Source organism: Prosthecobacter sp. (genome assembly GCF_044236155.1).
Lineage (GTDB): Bacteria > Verrucomicrobiota > Verrucomicrobiia > Verrucomicrobiales > Verrucomicrobiaceae > Prosthecobacter.
On the sequence record NZ_JBIIHA010000015.1, the window covers coordinates 38,282 to 63,406 of the forward strand.

The following is a 25,125-nucleotide window of genomic DNA, read 5'->3' on the forward strand; positions in this document are numbered from 1 at the left end:
CTTCACACTTTCGCACCTAGATAACGCAGCATGGCATCGAGGGTGTTCAGCTTGCCGTAATCCGCCTCAGGGATCTCCACGCCGAGCTTGTCATGCACCGCGATGAGGAAACTGAGAAAGTCGAAGGAATCGATGTCGAGGGTCTCGCGGATGTTCTGATCACCGCGCAGCGTGGCCGGATCGGCCTCGGGGGCGATTTGGCGCAAGCCGTCGAGGAGAAGGGCTTTGAGTTCGGCTTCACTCATGGCGATTCAGGCGTTTGCAGGTGGTGGTTGAGGGCTTCCAAAAACTGCGCACCGAGATGTCCATCCGTGGCCCGGTGATCGGCGGCGAGCGTGGCGTTCATCACCGGATGCACACCCAGCATGCCGTCCTTGGCCCAAGGCTTTTCGAGGATCTTGCCCAGCCCGACAATGGCGACCTGCGGCGGATAAATGACACCAAAGACACTCTCCACGCCAAGATCACCGAGGCTGGTGATGGTGATCGTGGCATCAGTCATCTCGGAGCTGCGCAGACGGCCGCTGCGGGCGCGTGGGATGAGGTCGCGGAGATCGGCCATCAATTCGTCGCAGGACTTCTTGTCCACATCGTGAATCGCGGGCGCCACCAGGCCGCCGCCCTTCATGGAAATGGCAAAGCCGAGATGAACGGCCTCGGATTCCCGATGCTGGCCGTCCACCCAGAAGCCGTTGAGCTGCGGCACGTCGCGCAGCGCCTTCGCGATGGCCTTCAGAATCGGAACGACAGGCAATAGGCGGTCCTTGATGCCGCGTTTTGCGTTTTCGGCCTGCAACCACGCCAGCGTGGCGCTCATGTCGATGTGGGTTTGCAGGTAGTAATGCGGGATCTCGCGTTTCGACTTTGCCATGGCGGCGGCGATGGCACGGCGCATGGCATCGCCGGGTTTGGCGGGAGTCGCTGCGCGTTCGATGTCCAAGGCCTCGATGGCACCGCCAGGACCGCTGCCTTGCACGGTGGTGATATCGACCTGCAACTCCTCCGCGCGCCGACGGGCCAAAGGCGAGATGCGCGGACGCGTTGCCGGAGGCGTGGCTTGGTGTTGCGCGGCGTTTTCGACATCCTCGCGGTCAATGAGGCCGCCCGGCCCGGTGCCGTGGCCGACGAGTTGGTTCAGGTCCACACCGAGTTCGGCCGCGATCTTCTTTGCAAGCGGCGAGGCATGCACATGTGGTGCTTCCGGCATCACTCCCGGCACCGCGACTGGCGCAACCGCGGGAGCAGATGGAGCCGCCGCTCCTTCCTCTCCCGCGATGACCGCCAGCAGGGCTCCCACGGGAATCTTCGCGCCGGGTTCGATAACAAGGCGCTCGATGACACCTGTTTGGAAACATTCGACGTCGATGATGCCCTTGTCGGTATCGACCTCGGCGATGATCTGGCCGCGTTTCACCGCATCGCCCGCTTTGACGTGCCATTTCACGAGCGTGGCGGACTCCATGTCCGCGCCAAGGCTGGGCATGACAAAATCAGCCATGGGAACGGACCAGGTTTTGCACGGCGGCAATGATGGTGTCCACCTGAGGCAGCGCCGCCTGCTCCAGGTGTTTCGCATAGGGGATCGGCACCTCTGCGGCACAAAGACGTGCCACCGGCCGGTCGAGTTCATAAAACGCCTGCTCCTGAATGCGCGCGGCGATCTCGGCGGAGATGCCGCCGCTGCGCCAGCCTTCATCCACAATGAGCACGCGATGCGTCTTCGCCACGCTGCGCAGGATGGTGGCGTCATCCAGCGGGCGCAGCACCCGCAGATCAACAACTTCGACACTCACGCCCTGCTCTGATAGCTTCGCTGCGGCTTCGAGCGACTTCGGCAAGCTCGCTCCATAGGTGAGAATTGAGACGTCCTTACCTTCGTGTCGCACTTTGGCGCTGGCAATGTCCACAGGACCGGCGTTTGCGGGGAGTTCGCCCTCCATGATGTAGAGCGTCTGGTTTTCAAAGATGAGCACCGGATCGGGATCCGCCAAAGCGGCGGCCAGCATGCCGAACCCGTCCTCCAGTGTGGCGGGCGTGAGCACTTTCAGCCCGGGAATGTGCGCATACCAGCCCTCGAGGCTATGCGAGTGTTGCGCGGCGAGCTGCTTGCCGCCGCCGGTGGCCATGCGGATGACGATCGGCACGTTGAACTGTCCGCCGGACATGTGCAGCAGCGTGGCCGCCGTGTTCATGATCTGGTCCAGCGCCAGCAGGCTGAAGTTGCAGGTCATGATTTCGACAATCGGCCGCATGCCACCCAGCGCCGCGCCAATGCCCGCGCCGACAAACGCCGACTCCGCCAGCGGGGTGTCGCGAATGCGTTCCTCGCCGAACTCGGCCAGCAAACCACGGCTCACGGCGAAACAGCCGCCGTAATGCCCCACGTCCTCGCCCATCAAAAACACGCGTGGATCGCTTTGCATCGCGGTGCGAATGCCCTCGCGCACCGCGTCGCGAAACGTCATCTTCCTTGCTGGTTCGACCGCGCTCATGACGCTTTCACCTCCGAGTAAACAAAGCGTGTGAGGTCCTCCACCGGCTCCCAGGTTCCGGCCTCGGCAAAGGCGACCGAGTCATCGACTTCCTTCGCCACTTCGGCCTCCACGGCCGTCAAATCGGCCTCACTGAGAAGTTTCGCGGCCTGCATGGCCTCAAAGAACAGCGGGATCGGATCACGCTTTTTCCATTCTGCGACCTCGTCCTTCGTTCGATAAAGCTCCGCGTCAAACATCGAATGCGCGCGGAAGCGGTAGGTGCGGCATTCGAGCAGGAAGGGCCGGCCCTCGCGCGCCGTTTCGAGCGCCAAACTCGCTGCCTCCCGAACGGCGAGCACATCCATGCCATCCACGAAGGCGTTCGCGACGCCATAAGCGTCCCCCTTGCTGGCGATGTCCATTTTCGACTCCGTGAAGCGCAGCGCCGTGCCCATGGCGTAAAGGTTGTTCTCGCACACAAACAGCACCGGCAGCTTCCACAGCGCGGCAAGGTTCAGCGACTCGTGAAACTCGCCCTCGGCCACCGCCCCCTCGCCGAAAAAACAGGCGGTCACCGCCTTGCGGTTCTGCATCTTGTCCGCCAGCGCCAGGCCGACGGCCAGCGGCAGACCGCCACCAACGATCGCATTGCCGCCGCAGAAGCGTGTCTTCGCGTCAAACAGGTGCATCGAGCCGCCGCGACCACGCGCGCAACCCTCCTGCTTGCCAAACATCTCTGCCATGATCGCCCCCGCGCTCATGCCGCGCACCAGCGCCTGGCCATGCTCGCGATACGTCGCCACGATGGCATCCTCGGGTCGCATCTGACCGATGATGCCCGTCGCCACCGCCTCCTCGCCGATGTAGAGGTGCATGAAGCCGCGAATCTTTTGCGCGCTGTACATCTCGACGCATTTTTCCTCGAAGCGCCGGATGCGCACCATCTGCCACAGCAGGCGGCGGGCTTCGTCGTGATTGGGCAGTGGGGCGCTCATGTCAGTCGTTCTCCAGGGTGGACAAATCACCTTCCGGCAGGCCCAGCTCGCGGGCTTTGAGCAGGCGGCGCATGATTTTGCCGCTGCGTGTTTTCGGCAGACTCTCGATAAAGGCGATCTCCTTTGGTGCCACGGCCGGACCGAGGCGTTTGCGGGCAAAGCCGGTCAACTCCAGCCTCAGTTCATCGGTCGCCGCGTGTCCGGGTTTGAGCACGACGAAAGCCTTCACCAGTTCACCGATCAGCGGGTCCGGTTTGCCGATCACACCCGCCTCCGCGACGGACGGATGCTCCATGAGCGCGCTTTCGACTTCAAACGGCCCCACCATGTGTCCGGAAGTTTTGATGATGTCATCCGCGCGCCCCACAAACCAGAAGTAGCCATCGGCATCCCGCTTCGCCAGATCGCCACTGAGATACCAGCCATCGACAAAGCACTTCGCGTAGCGTGCGTCGTCGTGCAGGTAGGCGCGGAACATGGAAGGCCAGCCGGGCCGGAGCGCGAGCTCGCCTTCGTGATCGGCTTCAGTGATGACTTGGATGCCCTGCTCCCCACGCTTCACGATGGCAGCGTCGATGCCTGGCAGCGGTTTTCCCATCGAGCCGGGACGGATGTCCATCGCGGCGTAGTTCGCGATCATGATCCCGCCAGTCTCAGTCTGCCACCAGTTGTCATGAATCGGCAGACCGAGCGCTCGCTGGCCCCAAACCACCGCCTCGGGATTCAAAGGCTCGCCCACGCTGTGAATGAGACGCAGAGCGCCGAGATCATGCTGTGCGCGCGGCTCGCCCGGAATCCGCATCAGGCGGCGGATAGCGGTGGGCGCGGTGTACCACACGGTGACCTTTTGCTCCTGCAGGATGCGATACCATCGCTCCGCGTCGAAGTCCGCCTCATCGACCAGATTCGTCACCCCATGCAAAAATGGCGCGAAGATCCCATACGACGTGCCGGTAACCCAGCCGGGATCTGCGGTGCACCAAAAGATGTCCTCGGGATGCAGATCGAGCACGTACCTTCCCGTGGCAAAATGAGTCAGCGCCGCCTGATGCACATGCACCGCGCCTTTGGGCATCCCGGTGGTGCCGCTGGTGAAATGCAGCAGCGCCATCTCCTCCGGACTGGTCGGTGGAATGACAAACACATCGCTGGCGGCAGCCATCAACTTCGGTAGCGAGAGCACACTGGCATCGAGATCCTCCGCCGCGTCCGCCAGCAGAATGAATTGCAGCGCGGGCAGCCGCTCGCGCAACGCGGCCACTTTCTTCTCGTAGAGCGCCTGCGTGGTCACCAGCACCTTCGCATCGCCACGGCTCAGCCGCTGCCACACCGGCTCCGGTCCGAACTGCGAGAACAACGGGCAGAACACGCTCACATTCTTCAGCGTGCCCAGCGCTGCGAAATACAACTCAGGCACGCGGCCCATGAGCGCAAACACTCGCTCGCCCTTCGCCACGCCGAGGCTGCGCAGCACATTCGCGAAACGCGCCGAGGCGCGTGCCATGTCCGCGTAGGTCAGGTCGCGCACACTGCCGTCCTTGCCCAGCCAGCGCAGCGCCAGATGATTCGCCCGCGCACCGCCTGCATGGCGGTCCACAGCCTCATGCGCGAGATTCAGCCCACCGCCTGGAAGGCCCTGCAAGTCCGCCCGCAGCGCCTCCCACGAATGCCCGGCGCGCGCTTGCTCATAGTCCAAGAGGTGCGGCGTGACTCGCAACGCGTGGGGATTCTTGGGAATGGAAGCAAAAGACATGGCTGGGTGACCTCCTGTTCTCCTTTATTCATTAAACCCGGTATCGGCCCGCCCTGCTTGCCCGACCTTGCGCCACATGGGGCGGATGTTGTGCTAAAATCTACTTTGCCGCCGCAATCTCACGCGCCAGCCGCAGCAGGGCTTGGTTCATGGCGTTGACGCGGTCCCTGGCTGTTGATGAACTCGCCGGCAGCGGCATGGCGATGCGAAAGTAGCGGCTGGCGGCATCCCCGCCCGTCACGGGCTGCAGTTTCCAAGTCCCTTGCAGCACCATCGTGCTGTCGGTGTCAGGCTCAAACTGGGTGATGCGCAGCTCCAGCAGATGCGCGTATTCGAGCGTGGTGAAGCGCTCGACAGGCAGGATGTTTGTCGAGCCGGTGAGGCGGCTCAGATTGCCCGCCACCACTCGCGAGATGGCGACATCAAAGGGCTCGGCCCACAGGTCGAGATCGCTGGTCACAAGCACACCGTCGCGGCGGGTGACGAGTTGTTCGCAGTCGAGATAGTCGGGCAGCGCGGCACGGCTGACGGCGATCGCAGGCGTGGAGGCCGTGAGGCGCCGTTCCGGAGCCGCCGCCTCGAGCAGATGATGCACAGCCTTGTCCCTGACAGGGAAAACCAAGCCGCAGCCGCAGAGCAGCAGCGCGAGGAGGCTGGAAGCGTATCTCATGGCCGCTTCTCCTTCCCGCTGAGGATGGAGTTCGGGTTGCGCTTGAGGTCGTTGGCCAGCTCCTTGACGGCACGGGCGGCGTGCTCGGCCTCCTCAAGCACCTGCTGCAGCCGCATGAGCACCGGCGCGCGCGGATTCGCGGCCTTCGAGATGTCGGCGGAGGCGGTCTCAAGCTGGGTGAAGGCCGTGGAGGCCTGCTGCGCCGCCTTTTCGAGATCGGCGAGCACGGGATCGATGCCTTTGCTGGCCTTGGCAGTGAAGGCGTTCAGATTCGCGAGCGCGACGTCGAGATTGTCGATGGCCTTGCCGAGTTTTTCGCCGCTCGTGAGCTTTTTCACATCGGCGGTGATGGTCGCGAGGTTGTCATTGATCTCCTTCATGCGCATGGCCTCGATCTGTGTCTTCGCGCTGGCCAGCGTGCCGCGCAAATCGCTGATCAGGCCGGTGAAGTCGATGCTGTTGAGCTTTTTCAAGCCGTCGCTGATGCTCTGCATGAGCTCGTCGAGTTCCGTGCCGACGGTGGGCACCACGGGATAGGGCGGCTTCACCGGAGGCTCAAAGACGAGGCCGGGATCACCCGGCACGATGTCGAACTCGATGTTCATCTGGCCGGTGACGAAGCTGATCTGCTTCATGCGCGCCCGCAGGCCGCTGGCCACGGCGGACTGCACGCCGGCCTCCGTGGTGAAATCGATGCCGCCCCCGGTCGTCGCCCCGGCAGCGGCGAGCTGGCGTGAGGAGATCTCAACGACGATGGGAATGATCTTGCGGTTCTCCTTTGGATCCACCAGGACGCTGATCGAACTGACACGCCCGATGCGGACGCCGCCGAAGCGCACCTCAGAGCCGACGAGGAGCCCGTCGGCGCTTTTGTCGAAGTAGAGCATGATGTGCGCAGTCTTTTCAAAGAACTTGCCCGCGCCGAGCAGCACCAGCGCCGTGCCGGCGATCAGCAGGCCGCCGAGCGTGAAAAGGCCGATGAGGGTTGGGCTGGCTTTTTTGCTCATGACGGTTGGTTGGGGGACAGGCCGCGGTTTAGGAAGAGGCGCACCGCCGGGTTGTCGGAATGCTCACGCAGGTGCTTCGGATTGCCAAGGGCACCCTGCATGTGCGTGGCAGGATCAAGGAACAACGCCGTGTCCGCAACGCCAAAGATGCTCGCCAGCTCGTGCGTGACGATGACGATGGTGCAGCCCTGCGTTTCCCGCAGGCGGAGGATGAGATCGTCGAGCCGCTTCGAACTTAGCGGGTCGAGACCGCCGCTGGGCTCGTCGAGAAAGAGAATGTCAGGATCGAGCGCCATCGCACGGGCGATGCCCGCGCGCTTCTTCATGCCGCCGCTCAACTGCGCGGGATAGTAGTCCTCGTAACCGGCGAGGCCGACGAGCGCGAGCTTGTAGGCGACGAGGTCGCGCACGGTCTTCGGCGGCAGCTTGCCCGCCTCCTCGATCAGCATCGCGATGTTCTCCCCGAGGGTGAGCGACGACCACAGCGCGCCCCACTGATACATCACGCCGAAGCGATGGATGAACCTCCCCCGCTCCTCGGCGGGCGCCGCGGTGAAGTCCTCGCCGTCATAGAGGATGCGTCCCTGCGCGGGCTCCATGAGGCCGACGAGATGCCGCAGCAACGTGCTCTTCCCGCAGCCGCTGCCACCCATGATGACGAAGATCTCCTTGTCCTTCACCTCGAACTCAAGGCCACGCATGATCACCGTGGGCCCGTAGGCCATGGTGAGGTCGTGAACGCTGATTTTGGCGGGCATGGTCAGATGTTGAGAAGGGTGAACACGGCGGCAAAGGCGGAGTCGAGAACCACGACCCAGGTGATCGCGGCGACGATCGCATGCGTGGTGGCCTCGCCCACCGCGGCGGAGGACCTGCCCGCCCGCATGCCCTGCATGCAGCCGCTGATGGCGATCGCCGCGCCAAAGAAGACGCTTTTGATGATGCCGAGAGATGAGGTCGTGATGGTGATGGAAAGCAGTGTCTCATTCCAAAAAAGCACCGCAGGAATGCCCACAAACGAGCCCACCATCATGCCGCCCAGGATGCCGACGATGTTTGAATACACCGTGAGCACCGGCATCATGATCACCAGCGCCAGCAGCCGCGGCAGCACGAGAAAGTCGAACGGGTCGAAGCCGGAGGTGCGCAGCGCGTCGATCTCCTCGTTCGACTTCATGCTGCCGATGTGCGCCGCAAACGCCGCGCCGGTGCGGCCGCTCATGATGATCGCGGTCATCACCACGCCCATCTCCCGCACCATCGCGATCGAAACAAGGTCCGCGACGAGCAGGTTCGCGCCGAAATTCGTGAGCTGCGCGTTGCCGACAAAGGCCAGGATCATGCCGATGAGGAAGCTGATGAGCGTGACAATCGGCAGCGCCTCGATGCCGCACTCCTGCACCGAGAGCCACAGGTCGGCCGTGCGAAAACGCGCTCGTCCTCTGAGAAACCTGCCGACCGAAAGCGAGCATTGCCCCACGAACTCCACCACATCGACCGTGCTCCGCCATGCCTTGAGCGAGAGCTTTCCCAACCTGACGGTGAAAGGCGCCAATTTAGCGGCACCATTGTCCACAATCTCCTCCGGCACGGCCAGCGCCAGTTCGAGCAGCCCGCGCAGGTTCGGGGGCAGTCCTTCAAACGAGTTCGCGCCACCGTCTGGACGTGGATAGGCGCGCAAGTGCGCCAGCAAAAACGCGGGCAGCGTGGAATCGAAGGCCCCGAGTTCACCCGCCTCGTAACGATCCACGGGCTTTTCCGGCATCGCGCCATTCACCTCGACCTCGGGTCCGCCGCGGCGCCAGTCCCCGGCCAGTTCGAGAATCGTCGCGCCGCCCTCCTCACGCCAGCGGGCGCGGGGTGGTCGTGCGTCGGTGGTGATCGTCATGGGTTGATCAAGCTTGCAGCATCGCACGCAAAAAGAAAGCTGAGGCGGCGGCAGCGCAAAAAAAGCCGTTCAAACGCCAACGAAGCACGGGCCACGTTTTCAGAGTGCTCGCCGGTCGGATGCTTATGGTGATTTCCACCGCATTGGCTGCCTGTGGCAATCCCGTCGAACCGGCTTAGGGTGAAAGCATGCCTGCAAATCCCATCGCTCGCTGGCATTCGCAGCCGTCCGGTGAAATCCTCAAAGATCTCGCCTCTGATGCCACAAACGGCCTGAGCTCGGCCGAGGCCGCATCACGTCTCGCGCTGCACGGCCATAACGAACTGCCCGAGGAGGCGCACAAGCCGATGTGGAAGGTCTTTGTGGCTCAGTTCGCCAGCCCGCTGATCTACATCCTGTTCGTCGCGGCCATCATTTCCTTCTCGATGGGGCATGCGAGCGACGCGATAGTCATTCTCGTTGTCGTGTTGATCAATGCGGTCATCGGCGCCGTGCAGGAGGGCCGCGCGGAGCATTCCATGGCGGCGCTGAGGAAATTGTCCTCACTCAAAGTGCGCGTGGTGCGCGATGGACGAGACAACAGCATCGAAGCGCGTGATCTCGTGCCCGGTGACATCCTGCTGCTCGCGGCGGGCGATCAAGTCGGCGCGGATGCCCGGCTGCTCGAAGCGGCGGCGCTGGAGGCCACCGAGGCGGCGCTCACGGGCGAATCGCTGCCTGTTTTGAAGCATACGGAGGTTTTGCCGGAGGAGGCGGGGCTTGGGGATCGGAAGAACATGATCTATTCCGGCACGCACCTCACCGCAGGCCGCGGAAAGGCCGTCGTCGTCGCCACGGGCATGCAAACGGAAGTCGGGAAGATCGCCCGCATGACCGCGACGGCGGAGGAGCCGAAGACGCCGCTCGAAACGCGTCTCGCGCAGTTCGGACAATGGCTGGTGGCGGCCAGCATCGTGCTTTTCGCGCTCGTGCTGGCCTTCGGGCTCATGCGCGGCATCGAATTTGTGAATATCTTCATGGTCGCCATCAGCCAGATGGTCTCCATGGTGCCGGAGGGCCTGCCGGTGGCGATGACCATCGCGCTCGCGGTCGGCATGCAGCGCATGGCGCGGCGCGGAGCCATCGTGCGCCGTCTCGCGGCGGTGGAGACGCTCGGATCGACGAGCATCATATGCAGCGACAAAACGGGCACGCTCACGAAGAACGAGATGACCGTCACCACGCTCGTGCTGCCGGATGGCAGACGCATCGAGGCCACCGGAGCCGGTTACTCGCCGGAGGGACGCCTGCTTCATCATGGCAAAGAGATCGACGATCCCGCGCTGCGCCGTCTTTTGGAGGCCTGCGTGCTTTGCAATGACGCACAACTCGTGCCTCCCGATGCCGAGGACACCCGCTGGCGTGCGCTCGGCGATCCCACCGAGGCCGCGCTGCTCACCGTGGCGCTCAAAGGCTGCGTGGAGCCGGAAACGCTGCGCAAGGCGCATCCCCGCCATGCCGAGCTGCCTTTCGACTCCGCCACGAAGATGATGGCGACGCAGCATGGCAGCCGCATCATCGTCAAAGGTGCTCCGGAGTGCTTGCTGCGGTTTTGTGATGCTCAACCCGTCGATTTGGCGAATGAAATGGCCGCGCAGGCACTTCGCGTGCTCGCCGTCGCCGAAGTCGAAAATGGGCAAATCGACGAAAAAAGCGGCTTTGAACCATTTCGCGGCCGACTGCGATTTTTAGGGCTGTTAGGCCAAATGGACCCGCCGCGCGATGAAGTGAAGAGCGCCGTCGCCGAGTGCCTCGATGCTGGAATCCGCCCCGTGATGGTCACGGGCGATCACAAAGCGACCGGACTTGCCATCGCGACCACTTTGGGCATCGCAAAGCCCGGCGACATCGCGGTGGATGGCAACGAACTCGAATTGATGCCTGAACAAGACCTGCGTGCGAATCTCGACCGCATCTCTGTCTTTGCCCGCGTGCATCCGGCGCAGAAGCTACGCATCGTCGAGGCCTTCCAGTCGCAAAAACACGTCGTCGCGATGACCGGCGATGGCGTGAACGATGCCCCGGCGCTCGCCACTGCGGATGTCGGCGTCGCCATGGGCATCACCGGCACCGAGGTGGCGAAAGGCACGGCGAAGATCGTCATCACCGACGACAACTTCGCCACCATCGTCAAAGCCGTGGAGGAAGGCCGCCTCGTGTATCAGAACCTCAAGAAGGTGGTGCTCTACCTCTTCGCCACGAGCATTGACGAGGTCGTGGTGCTGCTGCTGGCGCTGCTCTGCGGCTATCCGCTGCCGCTCGCCGCCGTGCAGATCCTTTGGATCAACATCGTGTCTGAAGGAACGGTGACGGTGAATCTGATCATGGAAGGTCTGGAGGGCGATGAAATGCGCCGCAAACCCACGCCCATGGGCGAGCCGCTCATCACCTCCGCGATGTGGCAGCGCATCGCACTCATGGTTGGCACCAGCGTGGCCGTGATCCTCGGTTTCTTCATTTGGCGGCTGCAAAGCGGTATCGATTTCAAGCTCGTGCAAACGGAGACCTTCACTCTCCTGGCTGTCACCCAATGGTTCAACGTGCTGAACTGCCGCAGCGCCACGAAATCCAGCCTCAGCCTCGACGTGCTGAAGAACCCGTGGCTCATCGGCGGCCTCGTGCTCGGCAATTTGCTCCACGTCCTCGTCATTTACACCGACACGCTGAACCACATCTTCCACACCGTGCCGATTCCGCTGCACGACTTCTTCCTGCTCGGATTGATCGGCAGCAGCGTGCTGTGGGCGGAGGAGTTGAGGAAGTGGCTGGCGCGCAGGCAGCGTTGACTCAAACGAACTTCGTCACGCCGGGACGCGGCAGAGGGCCGGGATCGAACTTGTCGCCGAACTTGAGGTTGTCAGGCGCGAGGTCTTGTTTGGAGGACATCATCGCCAGCGAGGCACGCTCGGGGGCCTTCTCCTTCTTCGCGGCCTTGTCCTTGCCTTTGTCATTGTCCGCGGGCGGCGGAGCGGGAGGTGCGTCGTCCTTCCAGATGATTTTCTGGCCGGTGTAGGCGGCCTCGCGCCCCATGATGGCGATGAGCGTGCTGCTCATCATGCGGTCGCCGTCGTTGATGACCTCGCCTTTGCGGATGGCGTTGAAAAGCGCCTGGTGCTCAAGGTCGTACATGTTTTTCTCCTCGCCACGCCAGCGCCAGCGCTTCTCGCCGTCGATGAAGGGAGCGGGACCTTTGCCGATGACGAGACGGCCCTTGGTGCCCTGGATGTTGTCAAAGACCTCGTTGTGGCATCCGGTGATCTGGCGGTTCGTGAGGTGGCAAAGAATGCCGCCCTCCCATTCGTAGGCGACATGGAAGTGGTCGAAGATGTTGCCGTCCTCGGCCGGTCTCTGGCGGCCGCCGGTGGCGATCGCGCTGACGGGCGGCGTGTCCTTCATGGCCCAGCAGATCTTGTCGAGGCTGTGCACGGCCTGCTCGACGATGCTGTCGCCGCTGAGCCAGGAGAAATTGTACCAGTTGCGCACCTGCCACTCGACATCGCCCATACCGGCGGGGCGGCCTGCGGCGGGCGGCATCGGTTTGACCGGACCGGCGTAGTAAGTGGCCAGGATGCCTGTGATGTCGCCGATCTGGCCGTCGTGGAGGCGTTTGTAGCACTCGATGCGGCTGGTGGAGTAGCGCCAGCAGAAGCCGGCCACGAGATTGAGCTTCTTCTGCTTCGCTTTTTCAACCGCGGCCTGCGCCATGCGATAACCGGCGGCATCCACGGCCATCGGTTTCTCGCAGAAGATGTGTTTCCCGGCCTCCACGGCGGCGGTGAGGTGCTGAGGGCGGAATCCGGGGGGCGAAGCGAGCAGCACGACATCCACGCCGCAATCAATGAGCTTCTGGTAGGCGTCGAGTCCGGTGAATTTCTTGTCCGGCTTCACATCAACGCGGTCCGGGAACTGCGTGGACAGGTTTTTGATGCTGTTCTCGATCTGCGTGTCGAAGGCATCCGCCATGGCGACGATCTTCGCATTGTAGTCCGCGCCGAGAGCCTGTGCCGCCGCGCCCGTGCCGCGTCCGCCGCAGCCGATGAGGCCGATGCGCAGCGTTTCATTCGAGTCGGCCTTCTGCTGGGCGCGCAGGGAGCCTGCGGAGGTCAGGATGGCGGGAGCGAAGATGGCTCCGCCGCTGGCATTGATGAAACGACGACGGGAGAAAATGGAGACAGCTTGGTCGGACATGAGAGCGATTGGGGTGGGGAGAACTTGCGGGCCAAGATTTCGCCGCGGCGGCGGCAAACCTTTCACCAACCTGCGGATTCGAGGCGTTCAGGCCTTGCTGCGCGGGATGACATTGGTCGGTCCGGTCTGCACTGGAGGCAGTCCGTCCACCCCGGGCTCGGTCAGCGGCTGGGTTTCCTCCCGGCTGATCTCGTCATCCGGCGAGGGCTGCAGGAGCGCCTGGACGAGCAGCTGGGTGTCATCCAGAAAAGTCAGCCCGGCGCGGCGCAGGAAATCCACCTCGGAGGCATGCGTGTGCAGCGTGATGAGCAGACACTCGCCATGAAACAGCGCCAGCACAAACACACCCTCGTAGCCAAACCAGAAGGTCGTCACATCGCGGTCACCGCCGCTGGCAAAGTGCGCGCGGGCATCATGCACGGCCTGGAGGATGCGCTCGGCGCGGAATTCCTCGAACGGCAGCAGGTTGATGAGAATCTGCCGCCGCCAGCACAGCAGCAGCCCGTTCACCGAGCCGGCGTGTTTCAGGCGCTCGAGGGCGGAACGAAGGGAGGGAGTGATCGACGCAGCCATGGTGTTATGCCTCCATCGAGTTCACGCGGGTGAGCAGTTCAAACAGCGGCATCCGCTCGCCGATGTGCGCGCCAGCGCCGGGATCCTGCGGGTCGGTGCCGGAGTCGAAGTAGGCGAAGTTCAGGGTGAAGTCATCCTCCTGCAGCGTGCCCATCCACGGCGCGCCGAGCTCCAGGCACTCGCCGATCTTCAGGCCGAAGTGACGCAGCCCCTGGAAGTCCGCCGCGTAGTTGTTCACCGCCTCCTGGCCGCTGTCGCTGGCCACGAGGCCGTCTTTGAGCGTGAATAGTTGCAGAGGCAGCGGCGGTGGCGCGGTTTCGCTCATGGGAAAAATCGGATTGCGCCCTGTTCGTCTCAAAAATCAGCCATCGAGGCAAGCACAAAGCACCATCGGCGCAAAAAAGCCCCGCCCTTCCCTGCTCGCTGTTCGTTGTCCAAACCGCTTTCTTCGTGCTACTTCTCCCGCCATGACCGCCACCGCCCCCAGTTTCAAGATCGGCAATGAAAAGCTCATCAAAGTGCTGCCCAACGCCGCGAACCGGCTCCTCGGCCTCCTCAAAAAGCAGGGCCGCGCGGAAAACGGCGCCCTGCGCGTCGCCGTCGTCGGCGGCGGCTGCTCCGGCCTGCAATACAAGATGGACCTCGTCGATGGCCCCGCGAACCGCGACATCATGGTCACCTCCAGCGACGTGCGCGTCGTCATCGACCCGAAGAGCGCCCTCTTCGTGTCCGGCTCCGAGCTCGATTACAGCGACGACCTGCAAAGCGGTGGCTTCAAGGTGAAAAATCCCAACGCCGTCGTCACCTGCTCCTGCGGCGAAAGCTTCTCCGCCTGATTTTTTGCCCGATGTCGAACGCCTTCGCCCTCCTCGGCCTGCCGCGTGCCGCCGCCCTCGACGCGGACGCCTTGCAGCAGGCCTGGCTCGCCGCCAGCCGCGCCGCGCATCCCGACCAGCCCGGCGGCGATGCCGCACGCGCCGCCGAGATCAACGCCGCCTACGAAACGCTGCAAGCGCCGGAAAAACGCCTCAAGCACCTCCTCGAGCTCCACGAGGTGCCCTGGCGTGCCGTGCCCATCGACGACGCGATGATGTCCCTTTTCAGCCGGCTCGGTTCCGCGTTGCAAAACGTCACCACTTTCCTCAAACGCCGCGAATCTGCCGCCTCCGCGCTCGCCAAAGCCCTCCTCGCCCCCGAGGAAATGCGCCTGCGGGAGCAACTCGAGGAAATCGCGGCCACGCTGGAGGATCAGCGCGCCGCTTTGCTCGCCAGCCTCCCGGCCCTCGACACCCGCCTCGCGGATGGCGACGCCACCGCCCCCGGCGATTTGCAAATCCTGCAAGCCCGCCTCGCCTACCTCGGCAAATGGCAGGCCCAGATGCGCGAAGCGCTGCTGAGCCTGATGTGAACACGACGCCCACCGGCGGTTCCCAGATTGAACCTGAAGAACCTCCTGGAGGCTGATCGCGGAGCCGTCCCGCTTGTCAGGAGCCTCCGGCAAGCCGATTCCGGAGCCGTCCTGCTTGTTGGGAGTCTCGGGCACGCCGATCACGGAGTCATCCCGCTTGTCGGGAGTCTCCAGCACGCCGGTTGCGGAGTCGTCCTGCTTGTCGGCAGTCTGCCGCACCCCGATCCCGGAGTTCGCACGCTTGTTGGGAGCCTCCGACACGCCGATCCCGGAGCCGTCCGGCTTGTCGAGAGCCTCAGGCACGCCGATTGCGGAGTCTTCCCGCTGGTTGGGAGTCGCCCGAACCTCGATCACGGAGTCTGCACGCTTGTCAGGAGACGACGAGTTTGGCAAAATGAGGCATGAGCACGCCCGCCGCGCCTCCCACGATCCCCGCGCCGCCGCCGCAGGTCATTCCGGCGGATACCGTCTATGCCGCGCTGGGCGATCCCACCCGCCGTCGCCTTCTTCAAATCCTCGCCGATGGCCAGGGTCGCACCGCGACCGTTTTGGCCGGAAACGTCGGCAAGCGTCTCGACGCCACGCTGAAGCACCTCGTCGCCCTGCGCGGCGCGGGCCTCGTCATTACCGCCGAGAACCCGCAGGACGGCCGCCGTTTCCTCTACCACCTCGCCCCCGCCATCCCCGCGACGAAGACCGCCACCGGCTGGGAGATGGACTTTGGGTATTGTTTGGTGCGGGGGTGAATGAAGGCGACCTCCCGTGATATTTTTCAGCTTCCAGTATCCGCCCACAGCGGGTAAACCGACGATATTGTTGCCCGAGTACGGCATAGAAGTGTAAATTGACACCCATGAGCACCACAGCCCGTGATATTCCCGTCAAGGTGTAGGCTATAAAGCTGCTGACAAACCTCACGATCAGTGAATGATCCTCAATGTTATGCAAATAAGCGGATGATCTTCGCCGTCCTCGACTACATCAGCTATCGCTTCAGACGAGGTGCATACTCCGATGAGCGAATCCAAGCCGAGGGAGGAAGCCTGGCTACCAAGGAGAATTATCCCCACCCCGAGCGTTTTCGGCCTGGAGACATTGTGTTTCTCCATACGGCGGATTCGTTCCTCAGTTGGACCGTAATGTACTATACTTCATCTGTTTGGAGTCACACAGCGACCGTAACCACAGACGGCAATATCGTCGATGCCACGACGGGAGGCGTGTTCGAGCATCCACTGGACGACTACCTCTCGATGGCAGGAGCTACCTCATGGTTAAGACCTTCACCGATGAAGTGACAGACGAGCAACGCCTGGGAATGGTTGAATTTTGCCGAGAGCAGATCGGATGCGGATTCAACTGGCCGGGAATACGTCGGATGTTTCGACGAACCGTGCTTGGGCTCCACGCTGGATACAGAGTGCGTTTCTCCATCGATTTTCTGGTTCTCGCTCTGGCACTATCCCCCGTAGCGCTGTTCAACAAGTCAGTCGGGATCAGCTTGTTGGCCCTGGTACTGGCCTATTTGCTCATCGTAGCCATAGCAACGCCAATACGCTGGCGCATGCATCGCATTCTTGCCGAAGACGGAGTCATGTTGCCTCATTGTCCTCGCCATATCCGAAACAGGAAATGCATAACAAGTCGTCGCTCCTAACACCTGCCCCACCTTGAGTTCAATCCGTCATGATCGCTCAACCTTCAACCCACAGTCGAAGCCGCGCCCTCGGGCCGGTGTAGAAGGACTTTGACGTTAGCTCCCAAGCTTAGCTCACCAGCGGCAGCAGTTTCCCGAGCAACTCGCTGATCTGCACGCGTTCGTGCTCGCCGCTGTCGCGATGGCGGAGGTTGTCTGTGTCATGAGCGCCAAAGGCGCGTTCCATCCCAGCCTGGGCCAACGGCCCAGGAATGCGTGGCAAAAACCACGAACACCCCCAGTCGAGGGCTAAAAGCCCGACCCATGTTCGCCGGGTTGCGCGCATCGCACGGGCTTTCAGCCCTTCCCCTGATCTTGGCGGCCTTGCCGACACCCTGGGCCGATGGCCCAGGCTGGGATGGGCCGCGCCGTTGGCGCTCAAGATCCTAATGATGCGTGTCGTGGTTCGATCCCCCTGTGTTTGTCGGGCGCTGAAAGCCCGGCCCATGCTCGCCACGCCTCAATCCCACACATAGGCCTCGTCATACGTCACGCCGTATTTGTTCAGGCACGCCCGATACTCCTCCTGAAAGGTGCGGGTGCGATGATGCTCCTCCTGGTTGTCGATGTAGGTGGTGACGGCCATCAGGTCCGCCGGAGCCACGGAGAAGCAGCCGTAGCCGCGTTGCCAGGAGAAGTCGCTCAAGGCGGCGGATTGGGTTTTGAGCCATTTGGAAGACGAGGTCTTTAAGGTCTCGACCAGATCCGCGATGGTCAGGGTGCGAGAGAGTCGGATGGCGAGATGCACATGATCGGCCACGCCGCCGACGCGGTAGGCTTCACAACCGGCGTTCCGTGCGACCTCAGCCAGATAGGCGTGGAGGTGAGGTCGCAGCGGGGCGTCGAAACGCGGCAGACGATCCTTGGTGCTGAACACCAGATGGACGATGACGAGGCTGAGGGACTGCGGCATGGCGGCCGGAGCATGGGGCGGGCTTTCAGCCCTTCACCTTGTTTTTTGCGGCATGTCCTGGGCCGTTGGCCCAGGCTGGTATGGGGCGCGCCTTTGGCGCTGAAGAGATAAGATCGCCGCGGTGAAGAATGAGGGTCTCTGGATGTCTTCAGCGCCAACGGCGCGGTTTATCCCAGCCTGGGCCAACGGCCCAGGGATCGAGAGCCCGCACGCCCCCTAAGTTGAGGGCTGAAGGCCCGACCCATGCTCACCGTACAGCTATCGCACCCAGAGACTCGACTGAATGAACCCAATGGCGCTGAAACGGGAAACCCTCAACTCACCAACGGCAGCAGCTTCCCGAGCAACTCGCTGATCTTCACGCGTTCCTGCTCGCCGCTATCGCGGTGGCGGAGGGTGACGGTGTCTTGGAGCTCGGGGCCTTTTTCGCCGCAGGTTTCGAAGTCGATGGTGACGCCGAAGGGCGTGCCGACTTCGTCCTGGCGGGCGTAGCGGCGGCCGATGGACGCGGTTTCGTCGTAGAAGCAATTCAGGTGCTTCTTGAGCAGCGCATAGACTTCGCGGGCCTTGGCGACGAGCTCGGGCTTGTTCTTGAGCAGTGGGAAGACGCCGACTTTGATCGGGGCAACACGCGGATGCAGGCGCAGAACGGTGATGACCTCCTTCTTGCCCTTCTCATCGACTTTTTCGGTCTCGCTGAAGGCCTTGGCGATGACGGCCAGCGCCATGCGGTCGAGACCGGCGGAGGGTTCGATGACGTGCGGGACGTAGCTGCCTTTGAAGAGGCGCTCGAACCACGCACGCACGGCGGCTTCGGACATCGGCTCGCCCTTGGTCTTCGCGGCTTCGGCGGCGAGGCGTTTCTGGATGAGGGCTTCCTTCTGCTCGTCGGTGAGCTTGGCGGCGGCGGTTTTGAGTTCTTCGTCGAAGATCTCCTGGGACTTGGTGCTGGCGGTCTGGTGCGCGGACAAATCGAAGTCGCCACGCGCGGCGATGCCTTCCAGCTCCTCGGTGCCGAAGGGGAATTCGCACAGGATGTCCACGCAGGCGCGGGCGTAGTGGGCGAGGTCGGCAGGCGTCTGCCAGTAATATTCGAGCACGTCGCCGAGGCCGATGCCTTGGTAGAACTTCGTGCGCTGATCGACCCAGTAACGGTGCCACAGCTCCCAGCCCCAATTCGGCTGCGGTTCGCTCAAATCAGCGCCTTCATGCCACTTCGCGACCTCGCCGCTGATGATCTCGACGGCTTCGTCGGGCTTGATGAAGAACTCGAGTTCCATTTGCTCGAACTCGCGACTGCGGAAGGTGAAATTCTTCGGCGTGACCTCGTTGCGGAAGGCCTTGCCGATCTGGCCGATGCCAAAGGGCACCTTCACGCGGCTGGAGTCGAAGACGTTCTTGAACTGCGCGAAGATGGCCTGCGCGGTTTCCGGGCGCAGGTAGGTCACGTCGTCCTCGGTCGCGGTGGGGCCGAGGTAGGTCTTCAGCATGAGATTGAAGGGACGAGCCTCGCCGAGCATGCCGCCGGTCTCGGGATGGAAATCCACGCTGCCATTCACGGCATCGATTTTCTCCTCGCCGAGCAATTCGATCTCCTCGGGCTTGCCGGCGGCTTCACCGGCGTTTTGCGCGATGAGGGCACGGATACGTTTGCGGAAGCTCTCGATGTGCTCGCCATTTTTCAGCAAGGCGGAGATGGCGCGGTCCCAGCGCCAGCCGTTCGGAGCCTTCGCGCCGCTGTATTTCATGACGACTCCGTCCTGCGGATCGACGTGATCAGCGCGGACGCGTTTGTTCGTCAGCGAGCACTCGCGCATGAGGTCGGCGAAGGTATCCACATGGCCGCTGGCCTTCCAGATGGCGGGATTCATGAGGATGCTGGCATCCAGGCCCAGCACGTCCTCGCGTTCGCGGGTCATGGTGTTCCACCAAGCGGTGCGCAGGTTGCGCTTCAGCTCCGCACCGAGCGGACCGTAGTCCCACACGCCGCCGCAGCCGCCGTAGATTTCGCTGCTTTGATAGATGAAGCCGCGGCGCTTGCAGAGGGAGACGATTTTCTCCATTTGCGCTTGGGATGCTTTGGGGTCGGAGGACATGGTGGATGGATGTAGGATGAAGGTGGGCCGAAGGGCTGGAATGCCCCCGGCGAGAGGGGCGCGAAGGGAGCACCTCGGGGGCAGGGGAGCAAGCGGGGAATGCGGCGGAGAGATGGAGTATTGGGACCAGCTATACTCCAACACTCCGTCACTCCATTTCCCCATCCGCCGTCGGTCAGGCCCACAGCTTCCCTTCGCGGAGCCATTCCTTCACCAACTCGCGGAAGGCGGAGACGGCTGGGTCGTTGCCTTCCTTCGCCCAGACCATCACCAGCGGGATGGTGTGCTGCGGCTTGAGCGGAATGAGGGCGAGGTTCCGGCTCATCGTGCTCTCCGGCACCACACCGATGCCTGCTCCAGCCTCGACGTATTGCATGATCGTGCCGATGAGGCTTGGCGTGTGCTTGATGCGCGGCTCAAAGCCAGCTTCATCGCACGCCGCGCGAATCGTGTCGTGCGAACCTGCTCCTTCACGGCGTGCCAGGATGATCAGCGGCTCGCCCGCGAGCTTTTTCCATGGCAGCGAGGTCAATTTCGCCCACGGATGGTCCTGGGGCACCGCCGCGCAAAATTTCTCCTCCCTCAGCAGCAGGGTCTGCAGGCCCAGAGCCTCATGTGCGAGCACGGGACGCGTCAAACCGACTGACAGTCGGCCTTTCGACACCACTTCCCACACGCGCTCCGGTGTGCGCTCCTCCAGGATGACCGTCACACGCGGAAAACGCCGCGCATACTCTTTCAGCAACCGTGCGAGAAACATCCGCGTCGGCGGGCCGATGTAGCCGAGCTTCAACTCCCCTTCCTCGCCCTTCGCCGTGCGGCGCACGCGGCGCATCGACTCTTCAAGGCGCTCCAGGATCAATCCCGTCTCGTGCAGGAGCACCGCGCCTGCGGGCGTGAGGCGCGGCGCTCGCCGCTCTCGCTCAATCAACTGCGTTCCGATCTCGCGCTCGATCTCCTGCACCGCACGGCTCAGCGCCGGTTGCGCGATGCGCAGACGCCGCGCCGCCTTCGAGAAGCTCAATTCCTCGGCCACGGCTTGAAAATATCGCAGATGTCGCAGTTCCATGATGTCCGGCGAGTATAACGCGCCAGCATGAAAGCCATAGCGAAAGTCTATTTTCGTTACCGAACCGTCTGCATGACAAAGATGTTCTAAATGCGCAACCTCCGCTGTTTCAGCGCCATTCTTGCCCTCTCCGCAACGTCTCTCGTCGCGGAGGGCATCGCGGATCAATTGAAGTGGAACTTCCAGGCCCGCGCACGCGGCGAGAAGCGGCGGAATGTGTATGACTTCGATTCGAGTCGCAGCACGGTGACGGATAATTCGTGGCTGCTGCATCGCATTCGCCTCGGTGTGGAATGGCTGAAGGTCACCGCGCAGGGCCAGGATGTGCGCGAGAGCTTTTCCAAGCGGGCGGATATTCCGCTGCAAAACGGTGCGAGCAGCGACGCGGACTTTGCTTATCTCATGCTCACTTTAAACTACTGATCTCTCATGACGAACCTCCAGCTAGCCATCCAGTTCTTCCTCCAGCTCGCCATCATTCTCATGGTGTGCCGCGTCGTGGGCATCATCGCCGCTCGTTTCGGCCAGCCGCAGGTCGTGGCGGAAATGATCGCCGGCGTGTGCATGGGGCCGTCGCTGCTCGGTTTGTTCGCCCCGACATGGGGTGAGGCTTTGTTTCCCAAGGAGTCGATGAAGGTGCTCTTTCCCGTTTCGCAGCTCGGACTGGCCTTGTACATGTTCATCGTGGGCCTGGAGTTCCGCATCGACATCGTGCAGAAGCGTTTCAAGAGCTCTGTGGCGGTGAGTTTCGCGGGCATGGCCGCGCCGTTTGTGCTCGGAGCCATCGTTGGCTGGTTCTTATGGAATCACACCACGCTTTTCCCGAAGGCCACGTCGATGCAGAATGCCATGATCTTCATGGGAGCCTCGATGTGCATCACGGCCTTTCCCATGCTCGCGCGAATCATTCACTTCAAAGGACTGGCGGGCACCACGATGGGCACGGTGGCCATCGGTGCGGGTGCCATCGATGACGCGGCGGCCTGGGGCATGCTGGCGGTGGTGCTGGCAAGCTTTAGCGGTGATTTTTCTCATGCCGTGCTGAGCATCGGCGGCGGCATCGCCTATGTGCTGGTGGCGCATCTGGTCATCCGGCCGATTTTGACCCGCTACGCGAAGGCCATCGAGGCCCGCGGCAAGCTGAGCGATGGCGAATACGCCTTCTTCCTTTCGCTCATGTGCCTCGGTGCGTGGTGGACGGACTACATCGAGCTGCACGCGGTCTTCGGTGCCTTTGTGATGGGCAGCGCCATGCCTCGCGGCGTGGTGAACCGCACGCTGATCGAGCGCACGCAGCCGCTGGCGGTGGCGCTGATCCTGCCGCTCTTCTTCACCTACTCCGGCCTGAACACCCGCCTCGGCCTGCTGAACAGCGGCACGCTCTGGCTGCTCTGCGGCGCGGTGCTCGCGGCGGCCATTTTGGGCAAAGGCGTGGCCTGCTGGGCCGCCGCCCGTGCCTCCGGCATCTCGAACAAGGAAGCGATGGGCATCGGTGTGCTCATGAACGCTCGCGGCCTGATGGAGCTGATCATCATCAACATCGGCCTGCAAAAGGGCATCATCTCCGCGGAGATTTTTGCCATGCTCGCGATCATGGCGGTGATCACCACGCTGATGGCCTCGCCCATCTTTGAGCGCCTCGTGGGCACCGGCACCTTCAAGGGCGAGCCAGAAGCGGGCACGGAAATCTAAATGACGAACGCGGCGGACCGGGCCATGAATCGCGCCCCCAGCCGCATGTCCGCCCCGCTTCCGATTTTCGAACTCCGCCCGACCTTTACCGCCGCGCTCCTTGATGCCGCGACGCCCAACCTGCTGATCAAAGCGCCCACCGGCAGCGGCAAATCGACGCAGATCCCGCAGTTCGTGCTCGATTCCGGCGTCCTCGCCGAAGGCAAACGCTGCGTCGTGCTGCAACCGCGCCGCATCGCCGCCCGCATGCTCGCCCAACGCGTGGCTCGCGAGCGAAACGCCAAGCTCGGCGGCGAAGTCGGCTATCAGGTGCGCTTTGAGAATGTGACGAGCCGCGAGACGCGCCTCACCTACGTCACCGAGGGCGTCATGCTGCGCATGCTGCTCGAAGATCCGCAACTCGACCGCGTGGGCTGCATCGTCATCGACGAATTCCACGAGCGTCATCTCGATGGCGACCTCGTGCTGGCCTTTGCTCGCAAGTTGCAGCGCACGCGTCGGCCGGATTTGAAGATCATCGTCATGTCCGCCACGCTCGTGCCGGGTCCGCTGGTCGATTTCATGCAGCCGAGCAAACTGCTCGAATCCCAAGGCCGCACCTTCCCGGTCGAAATCCGCTACCAAGCCCCCGTGCCGCAAAAAAACGGCTACCCCGAGCCGGTGTGGGATCAGGCCGCCCGCGCCTGCGAAGCCCTCGCGACCTCGCCCGGTTTCAGCGGCGACATGCTCGTCTTCATGCCCGGCGGTCACGAGATTCGCAAAACCATCGCCGCGATTCAAGGCCGCGCCTTTGCCCGCGGCCGCCGTGTCGTGCCGCTGCATGGCGAATTGACGCCACAAGACCAAGACGCCGCCGTCACACCCGGCGAGCAGCCCAAGATCATCGTCAGCACGAACGTCGCCGAAACCTCCCTCACCATCGAAGGCGTCAAAGCCGTCATCGACGGCGGCACGGCCCGCATCGCGAACTACGACGCCCGCCGCGGCATCAACACGCTCACCGTGCAGAAAATCAGTCGCGCCTCTGCCGAGCAGCGTGCCGGCCGCGCCGGTCGCCTCGGCCCCGGCATCGCCGTGCGGCTCTGGACCGAACGCGAACACCTCCACCGCCCCGAATGCGAGCTGCCGGAAGTGCAACGTTTGGATCTGAGTGAGGCGCTCTTGGCGCTGCGGGTGCTCTTCAGTCCGACGGCTCCGACCAGTCAGACCGGTCCGACGGACCTCGAATGGTTTGAAGCTCCCGCGCCTGCCTCTTTAAAACGCGCTGAGGACCTCCTCCATGATCTCGGTGCCACCGATCCAAATGGCCGCATCACCGACCTCGGCCGCCAGATGGCCAAATTCCCGCTGCATCCGCGTTTCTCGCGCATGCTGCTCGCGGCGGCGGAGTTTGGTTGTCTGCGCGAGGCCGCTTTGTGTGCCGCCATTGCCCAGGGACGCGAAATCCTGCTCGTGGGCCAAAACAACGCCTCGCACAAAAACGAGGAGTTCTGGCAAAAAGACGACCTCAGCGAGTTCCAGGCTCTTTTGCGGGCTTTCACGCGTGCGGAGGCCATGAACTTCGAACCGGATGCCTGCGCTCGTTACGGCCTGCACGCCATGGCTTCGCGTGAGGCCGCTCGCAGCGAAGAACAGTTCCTTCACCTCGCCAAACGCGCTGGTTTGACCATCAACGACGAAGTCGCCGACGGCGAAGCGCTCGCCAAAACGCTGCTCGCCGCGTTCAGCGACCATCTCGGCGTCGAAACCAGCCCCGGCAGCCGCATTTATCGACTCGCGGGCGGTTACACCGGCCATCTCGACAAAGACGCGCACATCAAAGCGCCGCGATTGCTCGTCGCCGCCGAGATCGTCGAGGTGCAGGGCAAGGCGCTCACCGTGAAACTCAACAACGTCACCGCCATCGACGAAGCCTGGCTGCGCGAACTGTTTCCCGATGATCTCACCAGCGGCCGCAGCGCCCGCTACGACAGCGTGAACCGCCGCGTCATGAACATGGAGGAGACGCGCTTTCGCAGCCTCGTGCTCGCCAGCAAAGAACGCGGCGAGCCCGATGAGACGCAGGCCGCCTCGCTGCTCACCGCCGAAGTCATCGCCGGGCGACTCGAGCTGCCGCTTTGGAATGAAAAGGTCGAGCAGTGGATCACCCGCGTGAACTGCCTCTCCAAATGGATGCCAGAGCTCGAAATCCCCGCGATTTCTGAGGAAGACCGCCATCTCATTATCGAGCAGCTCTGCCACGGCTGCACCACGTATCGCCAGCTCAAGGACCGCGAGGTCTTCCCCGCGCTGCACGCCTGGCTGAGCCACATGCAGCGCGAGATGCTCGAAAAATACGCCCCCGAGCGCTACGCCCTCAAAAACGGCCGCACCGCCCGCATCGAATACAGCGAGAAGCAGCCCCCATGCGTCAGCGTCGTCCTCCAGCAGATGTATGACATCCACGAAAACCCCAAAGTCGCCGCCGGCCGCATCAGCGTAACCGTTCATCTGCTTTCACCGGCGCAGCGCCCCATCCAGACGACGGGCGACCTCGGCCGCTTCTGGAAAGAAGGCTACCCTGCCGTCAAAGCGCAGCTCCGTGGTCGCTATCCGAAGCACGAGTGGCGCTAAAGTTGCCCTGTTCCTGCGGAACATTGCTGCACCTCATTTCAAACTCCAAAG

Annotated in this window: 22 protein-coding genes; 7 read left to right on the forward strand and 15 right to left on the reverse strand. The window is 63.0% G+C overall.

The genetic code is table 11. The features are described 5' to 3' along the window. Positions 1 to 2: 2 nt before the first annotated feature. From ACILSE_RS13965 to ACILSE_RS14005, 9 genes are all read right to left on the reverse strand, one after another. Positions 3 to 245 carry an acyl carrier protein gene (locus tag ACILSE_RS13965; RefSeq protein WP_395718019.1) on the reverse strand — a complete coding sequence of 81 codons (243 nt, stop codon included), beginning with the start codon at positions 243 to 245 and terminating at the stop codon, positions 3 to 5. Further along, positions 242 to 1,498: a dihydrolipoamide acetyltransferase family protein gene (locus ACILSE_RS13970; protein ID WP_395718020.1), complete on the reverse strand. Its 1,257-nt coding sequence runs from the start codon at positions 1,496 to 1,498 to the stop codon at positions 242 to 244. The genes ACILSE_RS13965 and ACILSE_RS13970 overlap by 4 nt, the downstream gene beginning before the upstream one ends. Further along, entirely contained in the window at positions 1,491 to 2,492 is a 1,002-nt protein-coding gene (locus tag ACILSE_RS13975) for an alpha-ketoacid dehydrogenase subunit beta (RefSeq protein WP_395718021.1), read from the reverse strand. The genes ACILSE_RS13970 and ACILSE_RS13975 overlap by 8 nt, the downstream gene beginning before the upstream one ends. Beyond that, positions 2,489 to 3,469: a pyruvate dehydrogenase (acetyl-transferring) E1 component subunit alpha gene (gene pdhA, locus ACILSE_RS13980; protein ID WP_395718022.1), complete on the reverse strand. Its 981-nt coding sequence runs from the start codon at positions 3,467 to 3,469 to the stop codon at positions 2,489 to 2,491. Before pdhA ends, ACILSE_RS13975 begins: the two co-directional genes overlap by 4 nt. A 1-nt stretch (position 3,470) precedes the next feature. Beyond that, a complete protein-coding gene (acsA, locus tag ACILSE_RS13985) occupies positions 3,471 to 5,222 on the reverse strand; it encodes an acetate--CoA ligase (RefSeq protein WP_395718023.1) in 1,752 nt (583 codons plus the stop codon). Between the two features lie 100 nt (positions 5,223 to 5,322). Continuing rightward, positions 5,323 to 5,892 (reverse strand): membrane integrity-associated transporter subunit PqiC, encoded by a 570-nt coding sequence (locus ACILSE_RS13990; protein ID WP_395718024.1) that lies wholly within the window; start codon positions 5,890 to 5,892, stop codon positions 5,323 to 5,325. Then, on the reverse strand, positions 5,889 to 6,899 hold the full coding sequence (locus ACILSE_RS13995; RefSeq protein ID WP_395718025.1) for an MlaD family protein: 1,011 nt from the start codon (positions 6,897 to 6,899) through the stop codon (positions 5,889 to 5,891). The genes ACILSE_RS13990 and ACILSE_RS13995 overlap by 4 nt, the downstream gene beginning before the upstream one ends. Beyond that, positions 6,896 to 7,657: an ABC transporter ATP-binding protein gene (locus ACILSE_RS14000; RefSeq protein ID WP_395718026.1), complete on the reverse strand. Its 762-nt coding sequence runs from the start codon at positions 7,655 to 7,657 to the stop codon at positions 6,896 to 6,898. The genes ACILSE_RS13995 and ACILSE_RS14000 overlap by 4 nt, the downstream gene beginning before the upstream one ends. 2 nt (positions 7,658 to 7,659) lie before the next feature. Beyond that, entirely contained in the window at positions 7,660 to 8,787 is a 1,128-nt protein-coding gene (locus ACILSE_RS14005; protein WP_395718027.1) for an MlaE family ABC transporter permease, read from the reverse strand. Positions 8,788 to 8,975: 188 nt separating this feature from the next. On the opposite strand from ACILSE_RS14005, the gene ACILSE_RS14010 reads away from it, so the two are divergent. Continuing rightward, positions 8,976 to 11,612 carry a cation-translocating P-type ATPase gene (locus ACILSE_RS14010; protein WP_395718028.1) on the forward strand — a complete coding sequence of 879 codons (2,637 nt, stop codon included), beginning with the start codon at positions 8,976 to 8,978 and terminating at the stop codon, positions 11,610 to 11,612. A 1-nt stretch (position 11,613) separates the two neighbouring features. Here ACILSE_RS14010 and ACILSE_RS14015 read toward each other — a convergent pair whose 3' ends face one another. The 3 genes from ACILSE_RS14015 to ACILSE_RS14025 form a co-directional block, all read right to left on the reverse strand. After that, positions 11,614 to 13,014 (reverse strand): Gfo/Idh/MocA family protein, encoded by a 1,401-nt coding sequence (locus tag ACILSE_RS14015; protein ID WP_395718029.1) that lies wholly within the window; start codon positions 13,012 to 13,014, stop codon positions 11,614 to 11,616. Between the two features lie 87 nt (positions 13,015 to 13,101). Then, complete coding sequence (locus tag ACILSE_RS14020) at positions 13,102 to 13,587, reverse strand: hypothetical protein (protein WP_395718030.1); 486 nt, start codon at positions 13,585 to 13,587, stop codon at positions 13,102 to 13,104. Between the two features lie 4 nt (positions 13,588 to 13,591). Then, positions 13,592 to 13,912, reverse strand: coding sequence for a hypothetical protein (locus tag ACILSE_RS14025; RefSeq protein ID WP_395718031.1), 321 nt, complete (start codon positions 13,910 to 13,912; stop codon positions 13,592 to 13,594). Positions 13,913 to 14,054: 142 nt separating this feature from the next. Here ACILSE_RS14025 and ACILSE_RS14030 point away from each other — a divergent pair, with 142 nt between their 5' ends. From ACILSE_RS14030 to ACILSE_RS14040, 3 genes are all read left to right on the forward strand, one after another. Then, positions 14,055 to 14,423, forward strand: a complete 369-nt coding sequence (locus ACILSE_RS14030; RefSeq protein WP_395718032.1) for a HesB/IscA family protein — start codon at positions 14,055 to 14,057, stop codon at positions 14,421 to 14,423. 11 nt (positions 14,424 to 14,434) lie between these two features. Continuing rightward, positions 14,435 to 14,995 (forward strand): hypothetical protein, encoded by a 561-nt coding sequence (locus ACILSE_RS14035; RefSeq protein WP_395718033.1) that lies wholly within the window; start codon positions 14,435 to 14,437, stop codon positions 14,993 to 14,995. 401 nt (positions 14,996 to 15,396) lie between these two features. After that, positions 15,397 to 15,741 carry an ArsR/SmtB family transcription factor gene (locus ACILSE_RS14040; protein WP_395718034.1) on the forward strand — a complete coding sequence of 115 codons (345 nt, stop codon included), beginning with the start codon at positions 15,397 to 15,399 and terminating at the stop codon, positions 15,739 to 15,741. A 1,410-nt stretch (positions 15,742 to 17,151) separates the two neighbouring features. Here ACILSE_RS14040 and tnpA read toward each other — a convergent pair. From tnpA to ACILSE_RS14055, 3 genes are all read right to left on the reverse strand, one after another. Further along, a complete protein-coding gene (gene tnpA, locus ACILSE_RS14045) occupies positions 17,152 to 17,604 on the reverse strand; it encodes an IS200/IS605 family transposase (protein WP_395718035.1) in 453 nt (150 codons plus the stop codon). 314 nt (positions 17,605 to 17,918) lie between these two features. Beyond that, entirely contained in the window at positions 17,919 to 19,700 is a 1,782-nt protein-coding gene (locus tag ACILSE_RS14050; RefSeq protein WP_395718036.1) for a glycine--tRNA ligase, read from the reverse strand. A 175-nt stretch (positions 19,701 to 19,875) separates the two neighbouring features. Continuing rightward, the gene (locus ACILSE_RS14055) at positions 19,876 to 20,769 is read right to left on the reverse strand and encodes a LysR family transcriptional regulator (RefSeq protein ID WP_395718037.1); all 894 of its coding nucleotides are present in this window, start codon (positions 20,767 to 20,769) and stop codon (positions 19,876 to 19,878) included. A gap of 90 nt (positions 20,770 to 20,859) precedes the next feature. Here ACILSE_RS14055 and ACILSE_RS14060 point away from each other — a divergent pair, with 90 nt between their 5' ends. The 3 genes from ACILSE_RS14060 to hrpB are packed head-to-tail and all read left to right on the forward strand — an operon-like array spanning position 20,860 to position 25,074. Continuing rightward, entirely contained in the window at positions 20,860 to 21,192 is a 333-nt protein-coding gene (locus ACILSE_RS14060) for a hypothetical protein (RefSeq protein WP_395718038.1), read from the forward strand. 6 nt (positions 21,193 to 21,198) lie between these two features. Beyond that, positions 21,199 to 22,461 (forward strand): cation:proton antiporter, encoded by a 1,263-nt coding sequence (locus tag ACILSE_RS14065; protein ID WP_395718039.1) that lies wholly within the window; start codon positions 21,199 to 21,201, stop codon positions 22,459 to 22,461. Between the two features lie 45 nt (positions 22,462 to 22,506). Continuing rightward, a complete protein-coding gene (hrpB, locus tag ACILSE_RS14070) occupies positions 22,507 to 25,074 on the forward strand; it encodes an ATP-dependent helicase HrpB (RefSeq protein WP_395718040.1) in 2,568 nt (855 codons plus the stop codon). Positions 25,075 to 25,125: the final 51 nt, after the last annotated feature.

Coding starts and splice junctions, on each gene's coding strand:
- ACILSE_RS13965 (WP_395718019.1), bottom strand. CDS start 245: ATGAGTGAAGCCGAACTCAAAGCCCTTCTCCTCGACGGCTTGCGCCAA.
- ACILSE_RS13970 (WP_395718020.1), bottom strand. CDS start 1,498: ATGGCTGATTTTGTCATGCCCAGCCTTGGCGCGGACATGGAGTCCGCC.
- ACILSE_RS13975 (WP_395718021.1), bottom strand. CDS start 2,492: ATGAGCGCGGTCGAACCAGCAAGGAAGATGACGTTTCGCGACGCGGTG.
- pdhA (WP_395718022.1), bottom strand. CDS start 3,469: ATGAGCGCCCCACTGCCCAATCACGACGAAGCCCGCCGCCTGCTGTGG.
- acsA (WP_395718023.1), bottom strand. CDS start 5,222: ATGTCTTTTGCTTCCATTCCCAAGAATCCCCACGCGTTGCGAGTCACG.
- ACILSE_RS13990 (WP_395718024.1), bottom strand. CDS start 5,892: ATGAGATACGCTTCCAGCCTCCTCGCGCTGCTGCTCTGCGGCTGCGGC.
- ACILSE_RS13995 (WP_395718025.1), bottom strand. CDS start 6,899: ATGAGCAAAAAAGCCAGCCCAACCCTCATCGGCCTTTTCACGCTCGGC.
- ACILSE_RS14000 (WP_395718026.1), bottom strand. CDS start 7,657: ATGCCCGCCAAAATCAGCGTTCACGACCTCACCATGGCCTACGGGCCC.
- ACILSE_RS14005 (WP_395718027.1), bottom strand. CDS start 8,787: ATGACGATCACCACCGACGCACGACCACCCCGCGCCCGCTGGCGTGAG.
- ACILSE_RS14010 (WP_395718028.1), top strand. CDS start 8,976: ATGCCTGCAAATCCCATCGCTCGCTGGCATTCGCAGCCGTCCGGTGAA.
- ACILSE_RS14015 (WP_395718029.1), bottom strand. CDS start 13,014: ATGTCCGACCAAGCTGTCTCCATTTTCTCCCGTCGTCGTTTCATCAAT.
- ACILSE_RS14020 (WP_395718030.1), bottom strand. CDS start 13,587: ATGGCTGCGTCGATCACTCCCTCCCTTCGTTCCGCCCTCGAGCGCCTG.
- ACILSE_RS14025 (WP_395718031.1), bottom strand. CDS start 13,912: ATGAGCGAAACCGCGCCACCGCCGCTGCCTCTGCAACTATTCACGCTC.
- ACILSE_RS14030 (WP_395718032.1), top strand. CDS start 14,055: ATGACCGCCACCGCCCCCAGTTTCAAGATCGGCAATGAAAAGCTCATC.
- ACILSE_RS14035 (WP_395718033.1), top strand. CDS start 14,435: ATGTCGAACGCCTTCGCCCTCCTCGGCCTGCCGCGTGCCGCCGCCCTC.
- ACILSE_RS14040 (WP_395718034.1), top strand. CDS start 15,397: ATGAGCACGCCCGCCGCGCCTCCCACGATCCCCGCGCCGCCGCCGCAG.
- tnpA (WP_395718035.1), bottom strand. CDS start 17,604: ATGCCGCAGTCCCTCAGCCTCGTCATCGTCCATCTGGTGTTCAGCACC.
- ACILSE_RS14050 (WP_395718036.1), bottom strand. CDS start 19,700: ATGTCCTCCGACCCCAAAGCATCCCAAGCGCAAATGGAGAAAATCGTC.
- ACILSE_RS14055 (WP_395718037.1), bottom strand. CDS start 20,769: ATGGAACTGCGACATCTGCGATATTTTCAAGCCGTGGCCGAGGAATTG.
- ACILSE_RS14060 (WP_395718038.1), top strand. CDS start 20,860: ATGCGCAACCTCCGCTGTTTCAGCGCCATTCTTGCCCTCTCCGCAACG.
- ACILSE_RS14065 (WP_395718039.1), top strand. CDS start 21,199: ATGACGAACCTCCAGCTAGCCATCCAGTTCTTCCTCCAGCTCGCCATC.
- hrpB (WP_395718040.1), top strand. CDS start 22,507: ATGTCCGCCCCGCTTCCGATTTTCGAACTCCGCCCGACCTTTACCGCC.